This window comes from Dyella sp. (genome assembly GCF_035277725.1).
Lineage (GTDB): Bacteria > Pseudomonadota > Gammaproteobacteria > Xanthomonadales > Rhodanobacteraceae > Dyella_B.
Map to the genome: position 1 here is coordinate 1 of NZ_DATEJY010000045.1, position 20,009 is coordinate 20,009.

At 57.5% G+C, this 20,009-nt stretch carries 17 protein-coding genes and 2 pseudogenes; 10 read left to right on the plus strand and 9 right to left on the minus strand.

Translation table 11 applies throughout. The features are described 5' to 3' along the window. Positions 1-364: 364 nt before the first annotated feature. Complete coding sequence (locus tag VJR68_RS03740) at positions 365-859, plus strand: hypothetical protein (RefSeq protein WP_324146211.1); 495 nt, start codon at positions 365-367, stop codon at positions 857-859. A 111-nt stretch (positions 860-970) separates the two neighbouring features. On the opposite strand, the gene VJR68_RS03745 is transcribed toward VJR68_RS03740, so the two are convergent. Together VJR68_RS03745 and VJR68_RS03750 are read right to left on the minus strand one after the other, a co-directional pair. After that, positions 971-1,939, minus strand: a complete 969-nt coding sequence (locus VJR68_RS03745; protein WP_324146212.1) for a DNA/RNA non-specific endonuclease — start codon at positions 1,937-1,939, stop codon at positions 971-973. 357 nt (positions 1,940-2,296) lie between these two features. Next, positions 2,297-3,199, minus strand: coding sequence for a hypothetical protein (locus VJR68_RS03750; protein ID WP_324146213.1), 903 nt, complete (start codon positions 3,197-3,199; stop codon positions 2,297-2,299). A gap of 499 nt (positions 3,200-3,698) precedes the next feature. On the opposite strand from VJR68_RS03750, the gene VJR68_RS03755 reads away from it, so the two are divergent. After that, complete coding sequence (locus tag VJR68_RS03755) at positions 3,699-4,280, plus strand: hypothetical protein (protein WP_324146214.1); 582 nt, start codon at positions 3,699-3,701, stop codon at positions 4,278-4,280. A 141-nt stretch (positions 4,281-4,421) separates the two neighbouring features. On the opposite strand, the gene VJR68_RS03760 is transcribed toward VJR68_RS03755, so the two are convergent. Together VJR68_RS03760 and VJR68_RS03765 are read right to left on the minus strand one after the other, a co-directional pair. Then, a complete protein-coding gene (locus VJR68_RS03760; protein ID WP_324146215.1) occupies positions 4,422-5,387 on the minus strand; it encodes a hypothetical protein in 966 nt (321 codons plus the stop codon). An 875-nt stretch (positions 5,388-6,262) separates the two neighbouring features. Beyond that, entirely contained in the window at positions 6,263-8,299 is a 2,037-nt protein-coding gene (locus VJR68_RS03765) for a M13 family metallopeptidase (RefSeq protein ID WP_324146216.1), read from the minus strand. A gap of 314 nt (positions 8,300-8,613) precedes the next feature. Here VJR68_RS03765 and VJR68_RS03770 point away from each other — a divergent pair, with 314 nt between their 5' ends. The 3 genes from VJR68_RS03770 to VJR68_RS03780 all read left to right on the plus strand — a co-directional run bounded on the left by VJR68_RS03770 (position 8,614) and on the right by VJR68_RS03780 (position 12,531). Further along, complete coding sequence (locus tag VJR68_RS03770; protein ID WP_324146217.1) at positions 8,614-9,099, plus strand: STM3941 family protein; 486 nt, start codon at positions 8,614-8,616, stop codon at positions 9,097-9,099. Between the two features lie 221 nt (positions 9,100-9,320). Further along, positions 9,321-10,751 carry an alpha-L-fucosidase gene (locus tag VJR68_RS03775; RefSeq protein WP_324146218.1) on the plus strand — a complete coding sequence of 477 codons (1,431 nt, stop codon included), beginning with the start codon at positions 9,321-9,323 and terminating at the stop codon, positions 10,749-10,751. Between the two features lie 430 nt (positions 10,752-11,181). Beyond that, the gene (locus VJR68_RS03780; protein ID WP_324146219.1) at positions 11,182-12,531 is read left to right on the plus strand and encodes a hypothetical protein; all 1,350 of its coding nucleotides are present in this window, start codon (positions 11,182-11,184) and stop codon (positions 12,529-12,531) included. Between the two features lie 156 nt (positions 12,532-12,687). On the opposite strand, the gene VJR68_RS03785 is transcribed toward VJR68_RS03780, so the two are convergent. After that, positions 12,688-13,446, minus strand: coding sequence for an SDR family oxidoreductase (locus VJR68_RS03785; protein WP_324146220.1), 759 nt, complete (start codon positions 13,444-13,446; stop codon positions 12,688-12,690). A gap of 200 nt (positions 13,447-13,646) precedes the next feature. On the opposite strand from VJR68_RS03785, the gene VJR68_RS03790 reads away from it, so the two are divergent. Then, positions 13,647-14,240, plus strand: coding sequence for a TetR/AcrR family transcriptional regulator (locus VJR68_RS03790; RefSeq protein WP_324146221.1), 594 nt, complete (start codon positions 13,647-13,649; stop codon positions 14,238-14,240). A gap of 59 nt (positions 14,241-14,299) precedes the next feature. On the opposite strand, the gene VJR68_RS03795 is transcribed toward VJR68_RS03790, so the two are convergent. Then, positions 14,300-14,518, minus strand: coding sequence for a DUF3820 family protein (locus VJR68_RS03795; RefSeq protein ID WP_324146222.1), 219 nt, complete (start codon positions 14,516-14,518; stop codon positions 14,300-14,302). 104 nt (positions 14,519-14,622) lie between these two features. On the opposite strand from VJR68_RS03795, the gene thpR reads away from it, so the two are divergent. Continuing rightward, complete coding sequence (thpR, locus tag VJR68_RS03800; RefSeq protein WP_324146223.1) at positions 14,623-15,204, plus strand: RNA 2',3'-cyclic phosphodiesterase; 582 nt, start codon at positions 14,623-14,625, stop codon at positions 15,202-15,204. Positions 15,205-15,207: 3 nt separating this feature from the next. Here the strand turns inward: thpR and VJR68_RS03805 are convergent, their stop codons facing one another. After that, entirely contained in the window at positions 15,208-15,675 is a 468-nt protein-coding gene (locus tag VJR68_RS03805; RefSeq protein WP_324146224.1) for a nuclear transport factor 2 family protein, read from the minus strand. 79 nt (positions 15,676-15,754) lie between these two features. Here VJR68_RS03805 and VJR68_RS03810 point away from each other — a divergent pair, with 79 nt between their 5' ends. After that, positions 15,755-16,240, plus strand: coding sequence for an Lrp/AsnC family transcriptional regulator (locus VJR68_RS03810; protein ID WP_324146225.1), 486 nt, complete (start codon positions 15,755-15,757; stop codon positions 16,238-16,240). Positions 16,241-16,378: 138 nt separating this feature from the next. Here VJR68_RS03810 and VJR68_RS03815 read toward each other — a convergent pair whose 3' ends face one another. Next, positions 16,379-18,445: a putative bifunctional diguanylate cyclase/phosphodiesterase gene (locus tag VJR68_RS03815; RefSeq protein ID WP_324146226.1), complete on the minus strand. Its 2,067-nt coding sequence runs from the start codon at positions 18,443-18,445 to the stop codon at positions 16,379-16,381. Between the two features lie 654 nt (positions 18,446-19,099). Here VJR68_RS03815 and VJR68_RS03820 point away from each other — a divergent pair. Continuing rightward, complete coding sequence (locus tag VJR68_RS03820) at positions 19,100-19,369, plus strand: hypothetical protein (RefSeq protein ID WP_324146227.1); 270 nt, start codon at positions 19,100-19,102, stop codon at positions 19,367-19,369. A gap of 106 nt (positions 19,370-19,475) precedes the next feature. On the opposite strand, the pseudogene VJR68_RS03825 reads toward VJR68_RS03820, so the two are convergent. Beyond that, positions 19,476-19,691 (minus strand): annotated as a pseudogene (locus tag VJR68_RS03825) (helix-turn-helix transcriptional regulator); the annotation flags it as partial. 96 nt (positions 19,692-19,787) lie between these two features. Here VJR68_RS03825 and VJR68_RS03830 point away from each other — a divergent pair. Beyond that, positions 19,788-20,009: pseudogene (locus tag VJR68_RS03830) on the plus strand (hypothetical protein); the annotation flags it as partial.

Here is a 20,009-nt window from a genome sequence, read left to right on the forward strand (position 1 = left end):
AGCAGCAACAGGGGCAGGGTGACACGCAGAAAAATCTTCATGTGGTTCCTTCCGTTGGCGCAGTGCGCCGGATGACGAATTAAAAGGCGTGGGATGCCTCAATACAAGATTTCAGAGCGGAAAAGATGTGCGTCCGATGACGGGCGTTTTGTGTTTTGTGTACTCGACATATTTGCCGTGACTATAGTCATGATGCTTGCAATGACTTTAGTCACAGCGTCACCGTGCCATTAGTCACGACGCCAATCCGCGTTGAAAAAGCAAGGCCAAATTGCCGCATTTTTTACGGCTTTTCTCTCGTTTTTTTTCTTCTCGCAAGCACAAAGTGATCGAGCGGACATAGGCGTCCGTTTGGAGCGCTGATATGAAAAGCCTAATCATCACATCGACCATTGCACTCGGTCTTGCATGCGCCGGAAGCATCAGCGCCGCACAAGACCAGACTCAAGCCACCAGCTTGCAAAACCTCACCGTCACTGCGCCGGTAGGGCAGTACGAAACCTATGTCGTCGACTTGCACACGGGCTACGGCTTGGCCGCCCTCGTCGGCAACACCCACCGCCAGTATGTGCAAGCGGCGCGGGCGGCCGAAAGGTCAGAAGCACTGCGGAAGATGGGTATGGCCGAGCAATCGGTACTCGCCGTAGCCATAGACAATTCGGACGGGCTGGGCGTGGCGAAACGCTTCCTGGTCTCGGACTCCAGCCAAAGCACGGTTGCCATCGTGGACGTCTATTGCAAGCGGGTGTCCATGACAAACGGCAAACACTGCATAGTGTTTTCCCGTGGGTTCGGGCAAACGCATGACCAGCGTGTGGCATCGGCAAAGAAGACACAGAATGCGCGAACCCAGGCTTGACGGATCGCTTGCAATGACAGTGGCAGGGTGAGGACGCGGAAAGATCGTTATGCGATTCCTTGCGTTGACGTGGGCGTTTGGTGCTGTCCTCACCCCGACTTGCCCCAGCTGTCAGTACAACGTTCCGAGCCCATTGCCCGAAATCCGCCCCGATCGACGCCGCGTTGCGGTGAGTGCGATTTTGGCGTCCGCTTCAAGGTCGGCCAATTTGCGTGCATTGAAATATTTGCTCACCAATTGTGCGTTGGCGAAGGTGTTGGGTCCGTTCCAGCTTTTCGGCACAAAGTGATCCACTTCCGGACGATTGCGGCCGCCCATGCGCGTTAGCGTCTGGAATGGGTCCTTCGTAGGGCCCTGGTCGGAGCGCAGAAATGCTTGGCCTGTGGCACGTTCGCTGTAGAGTGCATTTGCAATGTAGATGCACAGTTTCTGGCGCTGGCTGTATTTGGTGGCTTCCTGCGGGGCAGGACAGCCAAGTTTGCCCCGGATCTTGTCCATGAAGCCATACGGCTCGGCTTCCGGTTTGGACGCCGGCAGGTGTTGTTTGATGATCTCAGTCAACTGCTCCGTGTCGTGGTCAGCGGCGAAGGCGAAAGGACTTGGCGTGACACAAACCATCTCGATGGTTTCGAAAAATGGCTTGATATCCGTCTCGGATTCGGCAGCGCGGAGGGTGAACTCTCGCGGGATCATCCTCAGATCGTCCCGGTAGTTGATCGAGACTGTCATGATTTTCAGCCGCCCTTCGGAATAGATTTTCTGCTCGACCGCCCGGTACGCAACCTGGTTGAAATAGGAAAACATCGGTGCGATGTTGTGGCTGATGTCAGGGCCACCCAGGTCAATGGAAATGAGGTGGCCGTTTTCGAAGCCGATCAACTCCAGATCGCGTTCGCTGGACGCCTTCATATAGGTATCGGTCGATCCCATTAAAGGATCTGGAGCACCTTTGCGGCGCTTTGGCACGGCGGATCGGGTGATCGGCCCGGTAATCTGACGTACGCGCCCCTTCGTCGAGCCATCGGTATGCGGCGCAGTATCAGTGAGGATCGTAAACTTTCCGTGGGTGTGCGTACCCATGCGTTATCTCCTATAAGCAAAACGATACTCGGAACGGACGTAGTCAAACTCAGTCGAAGTTGAGCTAATGAAAGTCCACTCTCGCCCGCGGTGAAGCATTACGTGGAGCGCGAAATTTTCGGTAACGGAATCCCCGCTTTCGATCACTCTCTTTTTTTGTATCCGCGCTTTCGGCCAGCTCGTTCAGCGGAAACCTGAAGTGTGAAAGCGGTAAATCGCATGCGCGTGCAAAGGTGAGCGAGCATTAATGACGGGCAGCCGACTGGACTCCTTTGCCGAGTCGTGCTGCCCGCAACCAAAATAGCTTCCGTTGCTCAGGTCAATCAAAGTTGTCCGAATACAAACGGGCGCCCCTCATCAAACAGCAATAGCTGCCGCAGTACCCGCCACCATGTCGTCACCGCATACATCGCGCCACAGGTGATACATCACGCCGAACATCGCCGTAAATACAGCGAGCATCAGCCCGATATAGAGCGGAATGACCAGCACGAACACCAACCATTCGCCGACTAGTTTTCCAATCAGGACAATCAGGGCGGCCATTATCCCAATGCAGATAGAAGTGGCGATCCAGGCAAGGAGGAGGCCCACGGCAAGCATAAGCAGCGGCAGCAGGTTTTTCAGCGCACCAATCGCACCGTCGCCGATGGCGCCGAAAACGTTGCGGTTGTGAAAGGCCACCTGGCCAAGGCCGATCGAGTAGAAGCCCATCATGAAGATGCCGAGCACCATGATCAGCAGCAGGGTAATCCCGAAACCTTCCGGCAGGGCTGTTGGCGGCGGTAGGTGATTGGCTTGCGCGGTCAGCACTTGCATATACCAGTGGGCGACACCGGTACCCGTCAATGCGATAACGATGGCAAACATGGCCACATAGACCACCACCATGACAATACCGTAGCCAATCAAGCGCAGTGCTTTACCTTCTCGATAGGGCTTGATGACGTCGCCTGCACGAGCGGAAAGTCCGCGTTCTGCTGCACCGATCACTTGTAGATAGCCTGCGTAGAGCGGCAATACCAGCAGGCCGAGCAGCATGGAAACCACCATGACCCAACCGAAGGCGTTTGCCGGCGGTTGCGTTGTCGAACGTAATGCAAAAAATTGCATGGGCAGCGTAATGAACGTCGAAACCAGCACCGCCAGCATCAAAAGTGCGGCGCCGCCGAAGACTGGCTTCGGATGACGAAAACCTACGCCGATACCCCGCTTCAGCCAGCCAAAGCCGGCCGAAAGTCCCCTGGACCGTGTTGCCATAGTGTTACTTCCCTGATAAGCGGCGCCCCCGCGCCGTGCGGAGCAAGCATAGCAAGCTGGCCGGTTGGAGTCCTCTGGTGCTGAAGGGTTGAAGCCCGCTGGGGTTTAATACTCCGATCCAAGGGGAGGCAATCGCCATAAACTCTGCGCTCGTCATTCCGGCGAAGGCCGGAATCCAGTTTAAATACGCCGTGCGAAGCACTCAAAACTTAGATGTCGTGTGCTGCGCACGTCATTTTCGACTCGATGATTCGCTTCGCTCACCCCTTCGAGGCCATCCTCCGGATGTTCTCTGCGCTACGCGCTTCTTCCGGCCTTCGCCAGAATGACGAGCGATGGATTTGCGGTTTCGCGCAACACTCAGCCTCCACCGGGACGATGAAGCATCAAGCATTCACACGCACGCAGTGATTACCCTCCGGGCCACCAATTCGCTTTACACCACCATTGCCGTAAGCTTCGATTCGCCACAACGCTTTCAGGCGCATGGAGAAAACCGGTGACAACCACGCGTACACGCACCTTATTGGCAATCGCGCTGCTGCTGGCCGGATGCGCCACCGCGCCACCCGTCACGGTGAAGCATCATGTTCCCCGCGGCGGTAAGGTCGCTGTGGTGATGTTTCAGGATTGCGATATCGCCAAACAAGTTGACTGCGATGATTCCGGCGCGAAGGCGGGTGCGATCTTTGCCCGCGTGCTTTCGCAAAGGCCGGACCTGCAGGCCGTGTCGCTGCCGCGGCCGGTGGGGGCGAAGGTGCCTTTGAGTGACGATGCGGCGGTCGCTTATGCCAAGGCAAAAGGCTATCGCTATGTCGTCAACGGCGAGGTGCAGGCTTACTACGGCGGCCACGTGTCGCTGCATGCGAATCGCGCAGCGGTCTCCGTGCGTGTTTTAAGCACATCCAATGGGTTGGAAATGGCCTCTTATCGCCAGCAGGAAAAGTCGGCGGCGCACCTCACGGCACCGGATGACATGTTGGAAGACATGGCCAAGCAGTTGGCTGCCGGTGTCATGATCGAGCCGAAAAGCCGTCGGGACGGAAAATTTCTGTTTTACAAAGGGGACGGCTCGGATTGAGTGGGATTGTCATGGTTGTGAATGAACAGGTGAGGTGATATCCCGGTTTCCTTTCATGGCCGTTGATGCTGGGATTTCATCCCAGCCTACGTAGGGCGTGGCATGGAGGCGGGGTGGCCGCCCCCATGCATTACCACGCTATCAATAGTCGAGAGTCACTGTGGCAGGCGACACGCTTGCACCGTAACCGCACTGCGGCGTCAATCCGGATGATGCGTTGGTAAACGTCCAACCCGGATTGGAATACTGCACGAAGCTGTCGTTATAGAGTTCCAGATCGTAAAACTGGAACGAACCACCGGCGGGATAATCACTGCATTGCGAGACGTTGTAGACCTCCAGCGCACCGGCGAAGGCCCAGTTGAAGGTTTGCCCGAAATTCGACGTGCCTTGCAGTTCGGAGTAATTCCCGGTGGTGAGATCTTCGGTGAGCACATCCCACGACGGGCAGGTGAGTGTTCCCGACGTACAGTTGTCCCACATGTAGCCGGCGATCTTGTCGCCGACATTGACGCGAGTGGGTGTTGCCTCGTAAACCGTGCCGCTCTCGCAGCAATTCCAGCTGGCGATGCCCCATGCGGATGCATAGTCGGAGTTCCAGCCGAGCACGGGCTGAAGAATGGTCACGACATCGTTGTAGTCTTCCAGGCCGGGGAATAGATAGATGGTCTGGCCGTTGTTGGCCGTGGGTGCTGCCGGCACGTTCCAGTCCGCGCCCAGCTCGCCGTAGGAAGAGCTTGTGGTCGTGCCCACGTATTCGACCCAGGCGTGGCCGATTGTCGGTGGATCGATACGCCGTTGATCGCCCATCACCCTCTCGCCATTGGGTTTGAAATGCGCGAACTGGCAGACGTGCATGCCTTCGATACTTCCGTTGGCATGCTGGATGGTCTTTGTCGCTTTCTGCAGCAGATCGCCCTTGGCCAGATGCACAACACAGCTTGGGTGGAAATAGCCGTAGGGCGTGATGACGTAGTTGGCGGGAACAGCGGCAGGCCGATGAAGGCCGGCAGGTTGCAGAGCCTGCGCTGAGCTGAAGCCCGCAAAAAAGAGCACAACGATACCGATCAGATTAAGCAGTCGAATGTTGCATGATGCGCGTAACATGACATTCTCCTTGCAGTTGAGGGTTTGATACATCGTGCTTTCCAAGGGGCAGCGCTCGATGTCGCCTTACTCGGGTTACCTCACGCATGGGTTTCAAGACGCATCGACAGCAATAGGTTTCCTGTGCCGTTTTCGCGGCATGGAAAGATGTAGCGATGGATTGCCCCTACTGCTTGCTCCGGCACATGGGTCTGTGTCGGCTTTGCACGTTCCGCTTGGAAGGGCGGATTCTGAACTTCGCTATGTGAAGAAATCACCGCGGTTCGGTTAAATCAAAAAGGGGGACGGGTTCAGCGGCACTTACTTTAAGTACGTAAAGCCGATCGCTCGCCATACGTTGCTCCCTCCCCTGCGATAGCAGGGGAGGGCTGCGGTGGGGTTGCTTGTGCTTTAGCGTGCCGCCGAATTTCGCCACGATATGCTTGGTAGCGACATGCTGTCCCTCGCAGCTCGCTTCGCTCGCACCCCACCCTAACCCCAATGCTCCGAACTTAAGGTTTTTGCCGTCACCGTAGAACTTCAACCCGTCATTCCAGCGAAAGCTGGTACGCGGGGAGAGCACATGGATGTGCTCGGCTTTGAGGAGCGAGGAATCCAGCGACTTTGGGCTGAAAGGCACTGGATGATTCGCTTCGCTCACCCCCTTCGGGGCCGTCCATTCGGACGTTCTCCGCGCTTCGCGCTACGTCCAGCTTTCGCTGGAATGACGAGCAAAAGTGTCCGGCTAGTGAAAACCTTAAGTTCGGAACATTGACCCTAACCCTCCCCTGCAAGCAGGGGAGGAGACGGCATTGCGGTAACGTGGTTATGAGGTTTTGGTCGGGCGCGTGAGACGGTTGGGGTTCGCATACGTTCATCCCAACCTACGTCGTGCTTTACCAAATCACGCAACGATTTGTTTTGATCATCGGACTTGGCGGCACAACTCCAAATGCCTTTTCGAACTCCGGCATATTGGCCAAAACACCATTGGTGCGATAGATCTCCGGCGGATGCGGATCGGTGGTGACGCGCGTCTTTGCCGTTTCGGGGCGGGTCGCCATGGCCCAGGAATGGCCATAGGCAATAAAGAATTGCTGATCGGGCGTAAAGCCGTCGATTGTCTTGGCCTGCGCGAAGGCGGGTTGGGCGTGGAAGGCGTGCAGTGCCAGGATCAAGCCGCCTTGATCGGCAATCGCTTCGCCGGTGACCAGCTTGCCTTGCACGTGCACGCCATCGGCCACGGTGTATTGCGAATATTGATCGGCGATACACGTCACGGCGGCCTGGAATTTCTTCAAATCCGACGGCGCCCACCAATTCTTCAAATTGCCGTGTCCATCGAACTGGGCGCCCTGGTCGTCGAACCCGTGTGTCATTTCATGGCCGATCGTGGCGCCGGTGTTGCCGTAGTTCGCCGAATCGGGCCACGAAGGATCGTACAGCGGCGGCTGCAACACACCGGCAGGAATATTGAGGTTGTTCATCGACGGGTCGTAGTACGCGTTGACCGTTTGCGGTGTCATATCCCAATCGCTGCGGTCGACGGGCTTGCCGATCTTCGCCAGTTCACGCTGATTCTCGAAGGTCATGGCGCGCATCACGTTGAGCACATAAGGGCCGCGATCGATCTGCAGTGCAGAGTAATCGCGCCACTTGTCCGGATAGCCAACGCGCAGTTCCATCATGTCGAGCTTCTTGATCGCCGCCTCGCGCGTTGCGGGCGTCATCCATGCGAGCGTCTTCAAATCCTCGCGCATCGCATCGCGGATCTGGTTGACCATCTGCGTCGCCGCGACCTTGTAGGACGACGGAAACTTCTGATCTACATACATCTTGCCGATGGCGAAACCGAGGGCAGAATCCTCCGCCCGCAGGACGCGTTGCCAGCGCGGCTTCTGCTGCTTTTCACCGCTCAGCACCGAAGACATGCGGAAGTGTTCGTCGACGAACGGCTGCGACAGGTACGGTGCATAACTTTGCACCAGCTGCCAACGCAGGTAGGTCTTCCAGTCGTTGAGCGAGGTATGCGCCAGCTCCGCGTTCACGGTCTTGAAGAAATCCGGCGTGGCCACGTTGAGGCTGTGAATTTCCGGATGACCCATGCCAGCCATCAAGTTCTGCCAGTGCAGACGCGGAGCGAGCGCGTTGACGCCCGCAACATCCGTCGGATGGTAGATCGCTTTCGGATCGCGCATTGCCACGTCGGTCATGGAGCCTTTTGCAAGGCTGGTTTCCAAGGCCATTACGGACTTTGCTTCGGTCTCGCTAAGCGCAGGCTGATCGCCAAGCAGTTGTAAGGTGCGTGCGATGTGCTGCACGTATGCCGTGCGGATGCTCTCGCTGGCATGGCCGCTTTGCACGTAAAAATCTCGGTCAGGCAGGCCCAGCCCGGCCTGCATGGCGGCGGCGATCACCTTGCTGCTGTCCTGGTAATCCTGCATCTGCATCACCGCCAACGGTGCATTGACGCCGATGGTTTGCAGATGCGCAAACTCGTCCGGCAACTGCTCGATGGAGCTGAGCTTGGCAATGCGATCCAGCTCCGGCTGCAATGGCTTGATGCCCGCACGGTTGATGGTGTTCTCATCCATGCCGCTGGCGTAGAAATCACCCACCTTTTGCTTGACGCTACCCGGCGCGGCCTTGGTGTCCTGACTGGCCTTCTCGACCATGTCATGGATAAACCGCTGGTTCTGTAGATCGACCGCCTCATACGCACCCCATTCGGAGCGATCCGGCGGAATGGGATTGGCCTTGAGCCAGCCGCCATTGGCGAAATGAAAGAAATCAACGCCGGGTTTGACGCTGCGATCCAGCCAATCCAGATACTGCCCATCGGTACTGCTGAAATCGGTTACCTGATCGGCTGCCGCGACACCCAAGGGGCACAAGCACAAGGCAACAAGAACCGCTTTCCGGATCGATAGCATGGCTTTCCCCTTTCTGATTTGTGGAGCATCGTGCGCGAAAGCGGGGATGCTAGCGGGTGTCCCGGAAGCTTCCAATGTCACTTAGGTCACGGTTGCAGCCAAGCGACGTGGCTGGCGCAGGGTGCCTTGTCATCAATGGCGCTGCATGGCTTGTTCGGACGGATGACTTTCTGGGGATATTCCGGAGCAGGCACGGCTGGTTGAATGCTCCCGAACGGAGGGGGGAATATCACCCTGCGTATGCCGCTTTTTACAAGAGCAATGTCCTTCGCTATCTTGATTTTCCCCGGCAGCCATCGGAACGCAGAAACGCCATGACGCCCATCGCTATCAGAGCCTCAAGACGCCGGTACGCTTTATGGTTGATCATGTCCAGCGGCTTCGTGCTGACGGGCGCCTTCATGGTCGCGTTCGGAGATACGTTTCAAACCTGGCTGGGCTTGGCGTACATGATGTTTTTTGGTGCCGGTGTCCTGCTGTTTTTATGGCAGCTGGTGGATGCGCGACCGCGGCTGGTCATCGATGATCGCGGTGTTTTCGATCGAACGCTTGGTGTTGGCGTCATACCATGGTCGGACATCGGCGGTGCTTACGTACGATCCATCTACAGCGTTGATGTCATTTGTCTCCAACTGCGCGACCCGCGGCCCTGGCTGCAGCGCTTGTCTCCGATCAAGCGCGCCTTGGCGCCTGCCAACAAAGCGTTGGGCTTTACGCCATTGAGTTTGAATCTTGATGGGGTGGCGGCTGATGTGCGGCAAGTGCATGAGCTGATCGTGAAAATGGCCGCGGCTCGGTAGCGCGAACCTCAACACCTCCACGCGCAAAGCCACGTTGGGGGGGGCGGCTACGCCTCACCCAGCCTACCGTCGCGCGAATCGCATGAGTTCTCACTCTTGCTGCGGCGCAGCTTGAATGTTTCCTATTTGAAAAATAGGTTCAAATATGAATCCAGCTGGCTCAGGGCCCGAGCCATCTCGCCACATCGCCCGACAGGCAGGCCACGAAGGGGATATATGCAATGAAATCGCTGATTTACGCCGTTTCGCTGGCCTCGGCCATGGTCGTGTCATCCGCTTCTGCAGCCGCCGCGCCGGTAGCGCAGGAGGCATCGACGCATCCCGTTCCCGCGGTGCAAGATACCGAAACGCCCGCGCAGCGCGACGCGCGCATGGGGTGGTGGCGGCAGGCGCGCTTCGGCATGTTTATTCATTGGGGGCTGTATGCCGTGCCGGCCGGGGTCTGGAACGGCAAGCCGGTCGATAGCATTGGCGAGTGGATCATGTACAACGGGAAGATTCCCGTCGCCGATTACAAAAAGCTGGCCTCGCGGTTCAATCCAGCCAAGTTCGATGCGCACGCCTGGGTTGCCTTGGCGAAAGCGGCGGGCATGAAATACATCGTCATTACCGCGAAGCATCATGATGGCTTTGCGATGTTCGATTCCAAGGCGAATCCTTTCAATATCGTGGATGCCACACCGTTCAAGCGCGATCCCTTGAAGGCGCTTGCCAAGGAAGCACAGAAGCAGGGGATCAAGCTGGGCTTCTACTACTCGCAGGATCAGGATTGGACGGCGCCGGGTGGCGCAGCGATGACGTACGACAAGCTGCACGACGGCCATTGGGACAAGGCGCAGCAGGGCGATTTTGCCGAGTATTTGCACACCAAGGCCATTCCGCAGTTGAAAGAATTGCTGAGCAACTATCAGCCGTCACCGGCCATCATCTGGTTCGATACGCCCACTGCCGAGATGACGCCGCAGCTTGCTTCGGAAATCGTCACGCTGCTCAACCAGCATCCGAATCTGATCTGGAACAATCGCCTCGGTGGCGGCTACAACGGCGATACCGAAACGCCCGAGCAGAATGTGCCTGCGCAAGGTTACCCAGGCCGCGATTGGGAAACCTGCATGACGATCAACGATACCTGGGGCTACAAGTCGAACGACACGAATTTCAAATCGACGCGGGAGTTGCTGCGCACGCTGGTCGATGTGGCGAGCAAGGGCGGCAATCTGTTGCTCAATGTCGGACCTGACGCGCAAGGTGTGATTCCTGCGCCGGAAGCCGAGCGCTTGCAGGTGATTGGCAAGTGGCTCGATGTGAATGGCGAATCGATCTACGGTACCGGGCCTACGCCGTTTCCGGGCGATCATGGAACGTTTTCGACCACGGAAAAAACGGTGGGCGAGAACAAGCCCAAGTGGATACCGGCATGGGATTGGCGTGCGACGACGAAGCCGGGGAAAATCTATATTCATTTGTTGACCTGGCCGGGCAAAACCTTCCACCTGGCGAATGTCACTGCGCAGATCAAGCAGGCTTACTTCCTGGCTGATCCCAAGCATGCGCCGCTGACATACACGCAAAAGGGCAATGCGCTCGATTTGCAATTGCCTGGCAAGCCGATTGATTCGAATGACACCGTGGTGGTGCTCAAGACCAAATGAAGCTTGGCATCGTCGTGCATGTTGATGCTGGGATTTCATCCCAGCCTACGAGGCTTCCCTGTAGGTTGGGGTGAGGCATAGCCGATCCCCAACGTTGCGTGCATGTATCGAAAATGTGGGACCCGCTTTAATGAACTGGGTATGCCATCTGGCACTGTATATGTGCTGCTCGCGCGATTTAAGTTAATCGACGAGGCTAGGGATGCTCTGATTTATTCGGCGCAGGCGTTACCGACCCTGTCTGCGCGCATCTCCTCGGTGCGTTGTCTCGACAGACAGCCAGTCTGCCTTCGCCAACGCCCCTGTGATATGCGCGCAGACAGGGCCGGTAACGCCTACGCCGAATAAATCAGAGCATCCCTAGGCTTTTTCCCCACGACAACCCTGTGAACCTTTTCGCCCGTTGAATAAACGAGCGCGAGAGACTGTTATGTCTCCAATTTTCAATCGTATGGCGCTCGTGTTGGCGGGAAGCCTGTTGGTCGCCATGTCGGCCATCAGCAATACCGCGCACGCAACGCTGATAACGTCGACAGATCCATCCGGTGCAAGCATGGGCACCGATGTCATTCCTTGCCATCGGTATGACGGCTTGCAGCCGCAAGGCACAACCAGCCCTCCCATCAGCACGTGCGAGACCATGTCGCCGGAGTTGGGCAAGCTTCGCGAAAGCCTGGCAGAGCGCGGTTGGCTGATTCAGGGCGGCACCAATTTGGGTGGCACCTTTGATTTGTTGAATCATGGCGCCCATCCGCAGCTTTATATTGGCCAAAATCCCACCTACCGGTTCGGCTCGTTTGTAACGGCGACCTACGATCTCTCCCGGGTCGGCTTCGCCGGTGCGGCGCAATTGGTATTCAACGCCAACGTGCAATGGTTTTCGTACGCCGGGGAAAATCCCAACGGCTTCGCCATCAACAGCTTCTACATCAGCCAGCGCTTCAATGATGGACGCACGCAGCTGCAATACGGGTTTGAAGAACTTGGCAACCAGTTTTACGGCTTTTCGCTAGGCACCAATTCGACGACGTCGCCGGCGGGCGTCGGCAGTTCCATTCCCTACGAAGTCGGATTCATCTTCAACAAGACCGCGCCCGAGATCAATCTGCGGCTAGCCTCGCGCAATAAGCATTTTTACGAGCGCTTCGGCGTCACGCGCAGCGTGGATCCGAAGGGACCGCAAGCGGATTGGGACAACAATAATTTCTGGGGTTTGAAGTGGCATATTCCCGGCGCCAAGGCGCTTTACATCAACGAGCTGGGTTATCTGACGGATGCGGCGCCTCAGCAACGCATGATGTGGCTGCGCCAGGGCGTGATGTACAACGAGAGCCGCTTCCCCGACTTTCACGGTGGCTACGCGAATAACAACTATGCCTATTACCTGGTGGGCGATTACCAGTTGTTGCAGACGGATGCCACGCAACCATTTCGGGGGTTTTATATCAATGCGAAGGCCGACTATGCGCCACCGGATCGAAATGTATATGCCGGGGACGTTGGCATTACCCTCTATTTCCTGGGTCCGTTTAAACGTCCCGACGACGTCGTTGCGCTTGGATATACCTTCGACCGGCTGAGTCGTACGTTTGAGCTGACGCAGCAGGCACAAGGTGTTGCCGCCGTGGACTTCAGCCGCAACTATGCGTTGTCGTACGTCTATCGCGTGATGCGCGGCGTTTATCTTTCCAACCAACTCAGCTACACGGTCAATCCGATTCCGGCACCGAAACAGCCGCCATCGCTGACGTGGATGAGTTCGTTGTCGTTTTCGTATTGATTTAAGCGATAACGATCGGAAGGGGAGGCTGGGATGTAATCTCGGCTTTTTCTGCGCCTCACCGTCATTCCGGCGAAGCGCTTCGGCCTTCGCCGGAATGACGGTGAGGTGTCATGAAGACTTATTGCAACAATCGATTAGCCAATTGCCAGCAACTCAAGTTCCTCCAAACAACGCTAGCGCCTGCTCATTAAAACCATTCACAAAACCATGCTCGCCCGGCCCCACGTTGGCGCGAAACTGCTTGGCGCCTTCCACCAGAATCTCATCCGCCTCCGTACCAAGCACTTCCATCGTCTCGGCAATGAACTGGTCGAGCGGCATGGCTTGCTCGGCCTCCTGGCTATTGAGCAGTTCCGTACGCACCCACGGCGGCGCAATTTCCAGCACACGCACGCCGGTATGACGCAACATGAAACGTTGCGACAACACATAGGAGTGCAGCGCGGCCTTGGTGGCCGAATAGATGCCGGTAACGGCGAGCGGTACGAAGGCAAGCACGGAACTGGTGTAGGCCACGATGGCGTTGTTCTTGGTTTTCAGGTGCTCGATCAGTGCAGAGGTCATGCGAATCGGGCCAAGTACGTTGGTCGACATGGTTGACGTTAACAATGTGTCGTCGATGTGTCCCGCAACCGTATCAAGCTGCATGATGCCGGCATTGTTAATCAGCACATTGAGTTCGGGGTGATTGGCGATCAACGTTTTCGCCACGCGATCGATGCTGCCCGGATCGGTGATGTCGAGTTCGATAGCTTGCATGCCCGGGTTGGCGGCGGTCACCGCCTCAAGATGGCTACGGCGCCGGCCGGCAATGATGACCTTGTTGCCGCGCTTGTGCAGCGCTTCGGCAAGCGCGCGGCCGATACCCGAGCCGCCGCCGGTAATAAAAATGGTGTTGCCAGTGAGTTTCATGAGCGTGTTCCTAAAGTGAGTTCAAGCAGGAGAGCGATGGGTAAACCGGACGGTTTGCTGCCAGGCGCCGGGCGTCAAATCACAATGGCGATCACCATTGACGTGCGATAAGATGCTGCTGCCCCAGGCGATTGTCAATGGCAATCACCATTGTGATTTCGAGCAGGCGCCAAGCTGAGCCGCGAGGCAGGAGCGGATTTATGGGTGTTTCAAAGAAGCAAGCTGTTGAAAATAAAAGGGCTATTGTGGCTGCTGCGGAAAAGCTCTTCCGGGAGCGCGGCGTGGCCGACGTAGGGCTGAGCGAGCTGACCAAGGCCGCAGGTTTCACCCAGGGCGGCTTCTACAACCACTTCGAATCGAAGGACGCGCTGGTTGCCGCAGTCATGGAGAAGGCGATGGAACAAGGGGCGGCGTTACTCCTTGGGAGCCTTGGTGCGTCAAAGGAAGAAGCGGTAGTGCCTATCAAGCGGCATATCGAGTGGTATCTGTCTGCCGATCACCAGGCAAGCATTGCGGAAGGTTGCCCCTTGGTAGCGTTCGCAGGCGACATCCGGCGACTCGGCAAGGAGGCGCGCCAAGCTTATGCGCAGGGCTTGGCGTGGAATGTCGAGGAGCTGGCAAAGGTGATCGAAGGCGAGGATCTGCAAGAGAAGAAGAAAAAAGCCATCGCCATGTTTAGCCAGATGGCCGGTGCGCTGATGCTGTCGCGTGCAGTGGCCGAGGCTGATCCTGTGCTTGCGGATGAGATATTGCGGGAAGGAAAACAGCAATTGTTGCAGGCCATCGATGATTGAATAACGACGTGTTGGAATGACGTTTTTCGTGAGTATTGATGCTGGGATTTCATTCCAGCCTACATGGGTCGTTTGCGTAGTGGATCGAGTAGTGATCGCAACCCGTTGTGATCAAGCTCGAGCATCAAGGCCAGCAGGTTGCCCAGGTCGCCGCGTGGAAAGCCTTTGCGGGCAAACCAGGACAGATAAGCGCTGGGCAGATCGCCAATCAGGCGGCCTTGGTATTTGCCGAATGGCATGGCGACGGTTACCAGACGCTGCAGGTCTTCGGGTTTCATGAGGCGTGCTTCAAGGCAATAATGGTGCGAAGGGTAGGGAGGTTAGCGCAGGTTTGCCTGGCACGTGATCCGCCCGCTGTTGCACACGTACCAAGGAGCATCGCATGTCCACCCAAGGATCGCTGCCCGGCTTCGCTGCCGCCATTCCGACGGATCGTCTGTTTCTCGCAATCTTTCCCGACACCACCTACGCCACCCGCTTCGAAACCTTTGCGGCCAGGCATCTTGCCGCGCGGCGCATGGATGGCAAGCCAGTGGAAGCTGGCCGCCTGCATGTCACGCTTTTTCATCTTGGTGATTACACCGAGCTTCCGCCTGGCTTGGTGACGCAAGCGGCCGACGCGCTTGCGCAACTTGAAGCAGACCCATTCACCATTCGCTTCGATCAGATCGGCAGCTTCAATAATCGCAGCAGCCATGGTGATTTTGTGCTGACGTCCAGTGACGGCAATGAAGCCTTGCACGCGTTTCGTCAACAATTGGCCGTGCATTTGAATGCTGCTGCGCTTGGTCAATACGCCAAGGACTCGTTCACGCCGCACATGACCCTGGCTTATAACCGGCCCGCGGTGCCGTTCCAGCAGATTGAACCGGTGGTGTGGCCGGCACATGACATCGTGCTGGTGCATAGCTTGTTGGGCAAAACCCGGCATATCCGGGTGGCGGACAAGCCATTGCATGGGTAGCTACTACGCCGCAGGCGTAGGCGTTGCCTGGTAAAACACGTTCAGCCACGTGCCATGGCGTTTCAGCCACAAGGATGATGCGTAGCTGTCGAGATGAAAGGATTTGCCGTGATCAAGACCTGACGCTTTGACGTGATAGGTCACCACCGCCGCATTCTCCGCCACGAAGTGCACGTTGAATCCTGAAAGCTCGCACTGATCAAAGCGCACCTGCGAGTCCATGGCAGATGCTTCGCTCGGCGCTCTGCCCACTACGCCGGTGCCGGTGACGGTAAAAAAGTCCGGCGCATGAAAAGCTTTGTAGGCCACTGCGTCGCGTTTGATCGCCAGGTCCCAACTCGCGCGTTCTTCCGCCATCAAGTGTTGCCCGATGGCATGGCTTGGCGTGGTAAGGGAGGGGCCGGCCGCGGTATGGCCGAGAGCGGGGTTGGTTGCCCAGAACAGGAGTAAGGCTGCCGCTGCGGTATGCAAGTGGAATATTCGTTTATTTGTCATATGATTAGAATGATATTAGCCTTGGTCTACCGTCAATCGAATTGATTTCGGAATTATGGCCGCGCATGCCGAACTGGACCGAATAGATTTCGCCATCCTCGGCCTTTTGACGAAGGACGCATGGCTTTCCAATAAACAGATCGCCGCGGCGGTGGGGCTTGCACCATCGAGCTGCCATGAGCGCATCAAATGGCTGCGGGAACGCGGGGTGTTATTGGGTGCGCATGCCGAGGTGAATCTGCAGGCGATGGGTTTCACTTTGGAGGCGGTGCTGTTCGTGCAGCTTGGCAAGCTGGCTATCGATGTGGTGGATAGTTTCGTCGCGGCGACGGCGGCCGTGCCGGAAATTCGCGGCGTGTTTCTCGTATCCGGGCGCGCCGATTTGATCGTGGATGTCGTGGTGCGCGACATGGAGCATTTGAAAGCGATTATTTCGGAGCACTTCAATCGCCATGCCGTCGTGCAGCGGGTGGAAACATCCATTGTATTCAATCGGTGCCAGCAGCATGCCATGCCGCTGCCTGGTGTTTTCCGGGAATAATTACCAACGTTTGGTGTAATGCTCGATACATCGTCGCCCCGGCAAAAGCCGGGGCCCAGCGACGTGTAGATCGTCCAAAGCCGCCAGGCCCGGCTTTCGCCGGGCGACGATCAGTAGCATTGAATTTGCAGGTTAAATTCAAGCCCGCGCCATCTGCTGTTCCAGCAAATCGCCAAATGCATCGCCCGTCATCGGCTTGGCCAGCAGATAGCCTTGCATCTGGTCACACGCCATCACTTGCAGCTCCGAAAACTGCGATGCGGTTTCCACGCCTTCGGCCACCACTTCCATGTTCAACGAATGCGCGAGCGCGATAATCGCCGAAACGATGGCGCGGCCTTCGTGGCCTTGCGCATCCAGCCCGCAGGTGAAAAGGCGATCGATCTTCAATTGCTTGACGCGGAAGCGCTCAAGATAAGCAAGGCTGGAATAGCCGGTGCCGAAGTCGTCGATGGCGATCTCGAAGCCGGCGTGCTGAAAGGCCTGGATCATCTCGGTTGTCTTGGCGGCGTCGTGCATCGCGACCGCTTCGGTGATCTCGAACATGATCTGCTCGCAGGGAACGCCTTCGGCGCGCACGATCTCGACCATCGTCTCGATAAGGTCGGGTTGCGCCATCTGGCGTGGCGAAAGGTTCACCGCCACCTTGATCGCCGGCAATCCCAGCGCCTGCCAATGCCGTATCTGCCGGCACGTCTCGCGCACCACCCACTGGCCGATCGGCACGATCAGGCCCGAGCGTTCGGCAGTGGGAATGAACTCCGCCGGCGTCAGCAATCCGAGCTCGGGATGATTCAAGCGAAGCAAGGCTTCAGCGCCGGCCAGCTCGTTGCTGCTGGAAAACTTGGGTTGGAAGCGCAGCGAAAAATAGCCTTCATCGAGCGCCACGCGTATCGCGTTCTGGATCTGCAGCGTACGCATCGCCGCCACATTCATGCTGGCCTCGAAAAAGCGCCAGGTTGCGCGGCCGGCGCGCTTGGCTTCGTACATCGCGGCGTCCGCGTTTTTCAGCAGGGCATCGGGTGTTTCGCCATCGCGCGGAAACATGGCAATGCCGATGCTCGGCACAGCCTGGAACGGTTGCCCGTCGCGCCAGTGCCCGCGTTCTGTGCTATCGAGAACGCCTTGCGCCACGTCTTGTGCTTCGTCCGGCAAGGTGGCGTTTTCCATCAGTACCACGAATTCGTCGCCGCCGAGCCTGGCCACGGTGTCGCCTTCGCGCACGCACTGCTGCAGTCGTCGGGCGAATGTCTTCAGTACTTCATCGCCGGCCGAGTGGCCGAGAGAGTCGTTGATGGTTTTGAAGCCGTCGATATCCAGGAACAAGACGGCGAACGGTTCATGCGCGCGCTTGGCGTTATGCACGACCGTTTCGATGCGCTCCACCAGCGCGCGGCGATTGGGAAGATCGGTCAAGGCATCGTGGTTGACCATGCGCACGATCTGGTCGTTGAGCTTCGTCACGGAGCCGGCGAGCAATGCCGTGCGCACGTCGAAGCGTGACAGGATCAGCGTCACGATCAGGATCGCAAGCGTGAACAACGTAATGGTCGTTGCCAGCCATTGCGTGTCGACACCATTCGCCGCGCCGCAGATCGAGCCCGGCATGAAATCGGCAGCGGCCATGCCGGTGTAGTGCATGCCGGTAATCGCCACGCCCATCATCAGCCCTGCCAGCGCGCGCTTGGTGGTGGCGTAGCGTTGCCGCATGTTGCTCAGCATGCGTGCGATCCATAACGCGGCCGTCGATGCCACCATGGCAATCGCGATGGAAGCCACGAACAACAGCGGCTCATAGTCGATACCCGGTTGCATCTGCAATGCAGCCATGCCGGTGTAATGCATACTGGCAATGCCCAAGCCCATCAGGACGCCACCCAGCGCGATGTTCCGCGAACTCAGCCGCTTGCGGGTAGTGACATACAGCGCAAACCACGAAACGCAGATGGCGATCAGCAACGAGTAGCCGGTAATGGCTGGATTGAAGCCGAGTGGAATCGGCAGCGAAAACGCGAGCATGCCGATGAAATGCATCGACCAGATGCCCACCCCCATGGCCGCCGCGCCGCCGGCCAGCCACGCATGGCGGCTTGCCGGGTGCTTCAGCATGGAAATGCGGCTTGCCAGGTCGAGGGCCGTGTAGGAGGCGAGCGTGGCCACCAGCAGCGAGACTGCGACAAGCAATGGGTTGTAGGTACCAGGCATGGGGAATGGCCCGTAGGCTGAACGCTAATTTTTATGAACAACGGATAGGGCGACCGACGCATGCGCAGAACGGAAGATTGCGGAAAAACTGCCGTAAATGGGCATGAGGCGGTTCCAAAAGGCGGCACCATGGCCGCCGACAACGGTTGCATGTGCCTCCACCGGCCGGCATCGGTTGCATTCGGATGGTGCTGCAAAGATCGCGCCAAAAAGTCAGCCGGTTCCGTGGTTGCACCGCGCGCTCCAAGTCAGGTGAGAACGCTTTGTAAGGTCGACGACGGGTTGCGTTTATGCGGGGCGAGTATCGCTGGGCAGAGGGTAATCCCGAATGCGTCGCTTGGCGAATGAAATCATCTGGCTCGGCGAGGTAGGTTGGGGTGAGGTTCAACTGAACCCCAACGTGGGTGTTTCTGCGTGCGGGGATGTTGAGGTTCACGTTCGCTCGCCCCAATCGACATCGCATTGGCAGGTATCAACCAATGACGATGCATTGAGCAAGAACATACGGCTGAAACGTGGCGTCAACGTTGCGCCAAACATGAACGTTGGACTGATCGTGAGCAGCGTTGTGTATCCCTCGAGGATTTTTGTTCCATTCCGACTGTCTGTTCACCGGCCAGGCTACTGGCACGTTGATGCAGAGAGGATGTCTTCATGTCCGTGATCGAGTTGTCCGCGTCGAATAACGAATTCCGTCCATCGCCATTGGAAACCTTTGTGGCTTGTGCGCATCAGTTACTGGATCCGGCCACGCCGGAATCGGTACGCAAACGCGCCGAGCCTACGCTGGTGGCGCAGTTACCTGTCTTGCGTGCGCTTGGCATGTTCGACCTGTTCGAAGTGCGCGATCCAGCTATGCGTGCATGGCTTGGCAGTGAGCTTTCAAAGCTCAGGCGATGGGATTCGGATACGGCATCGGTGTGATGCTCGTTTGCATGGCAATGTAAATCGCCACGTAGGCTGGGATGACAATCCCAGCAGCTTCAACCGCCAAGCACGGCGGGGATGGTCATCTCAACCTGTGCGCGCACTACGCCACTTGCTCCCGCGCATAACGCGTTGGCGTCACGCCCACATGGCGCGCAAAGGCTACGGTAAATGTGCTGGCCGAACTGTAGCCAATGCGTTCGGCCACTTCGGCAACGCCCATGTCATGCTGCCGCAGCAGGCTCTTTGCCAGCGCCATGCGCCAGGCCAGCAGGTATTCCATCGACGCGACACCCACGGCGCGATTGAACCGCTCGAAGCATGAAAGTGGTCATATGAGCGCATCGTAGTGGCTATTTTTACAAGCCACTTTTCGGCCTAGTTTCTACCGCGAACAAATCCGCGGGAGAGACTCATGGCTCTGATCCATAAACTCGGCAAAGGCTGTGTGCTGGGCGCGCTGTTGTTGGCGATGTGCTCGGTCACAACGCGTGCTCAATCGTCAGACGGTGCACAGAATAACGGGCACGAATTCGATTTCGGTATCGGTGCTTTCAAGACGCACATCAAGCGCCTGGAGCACCCATTGACCGGCTCAAACCAATGGGCCGAGTGGAACGGTACGGTGATCACGCGC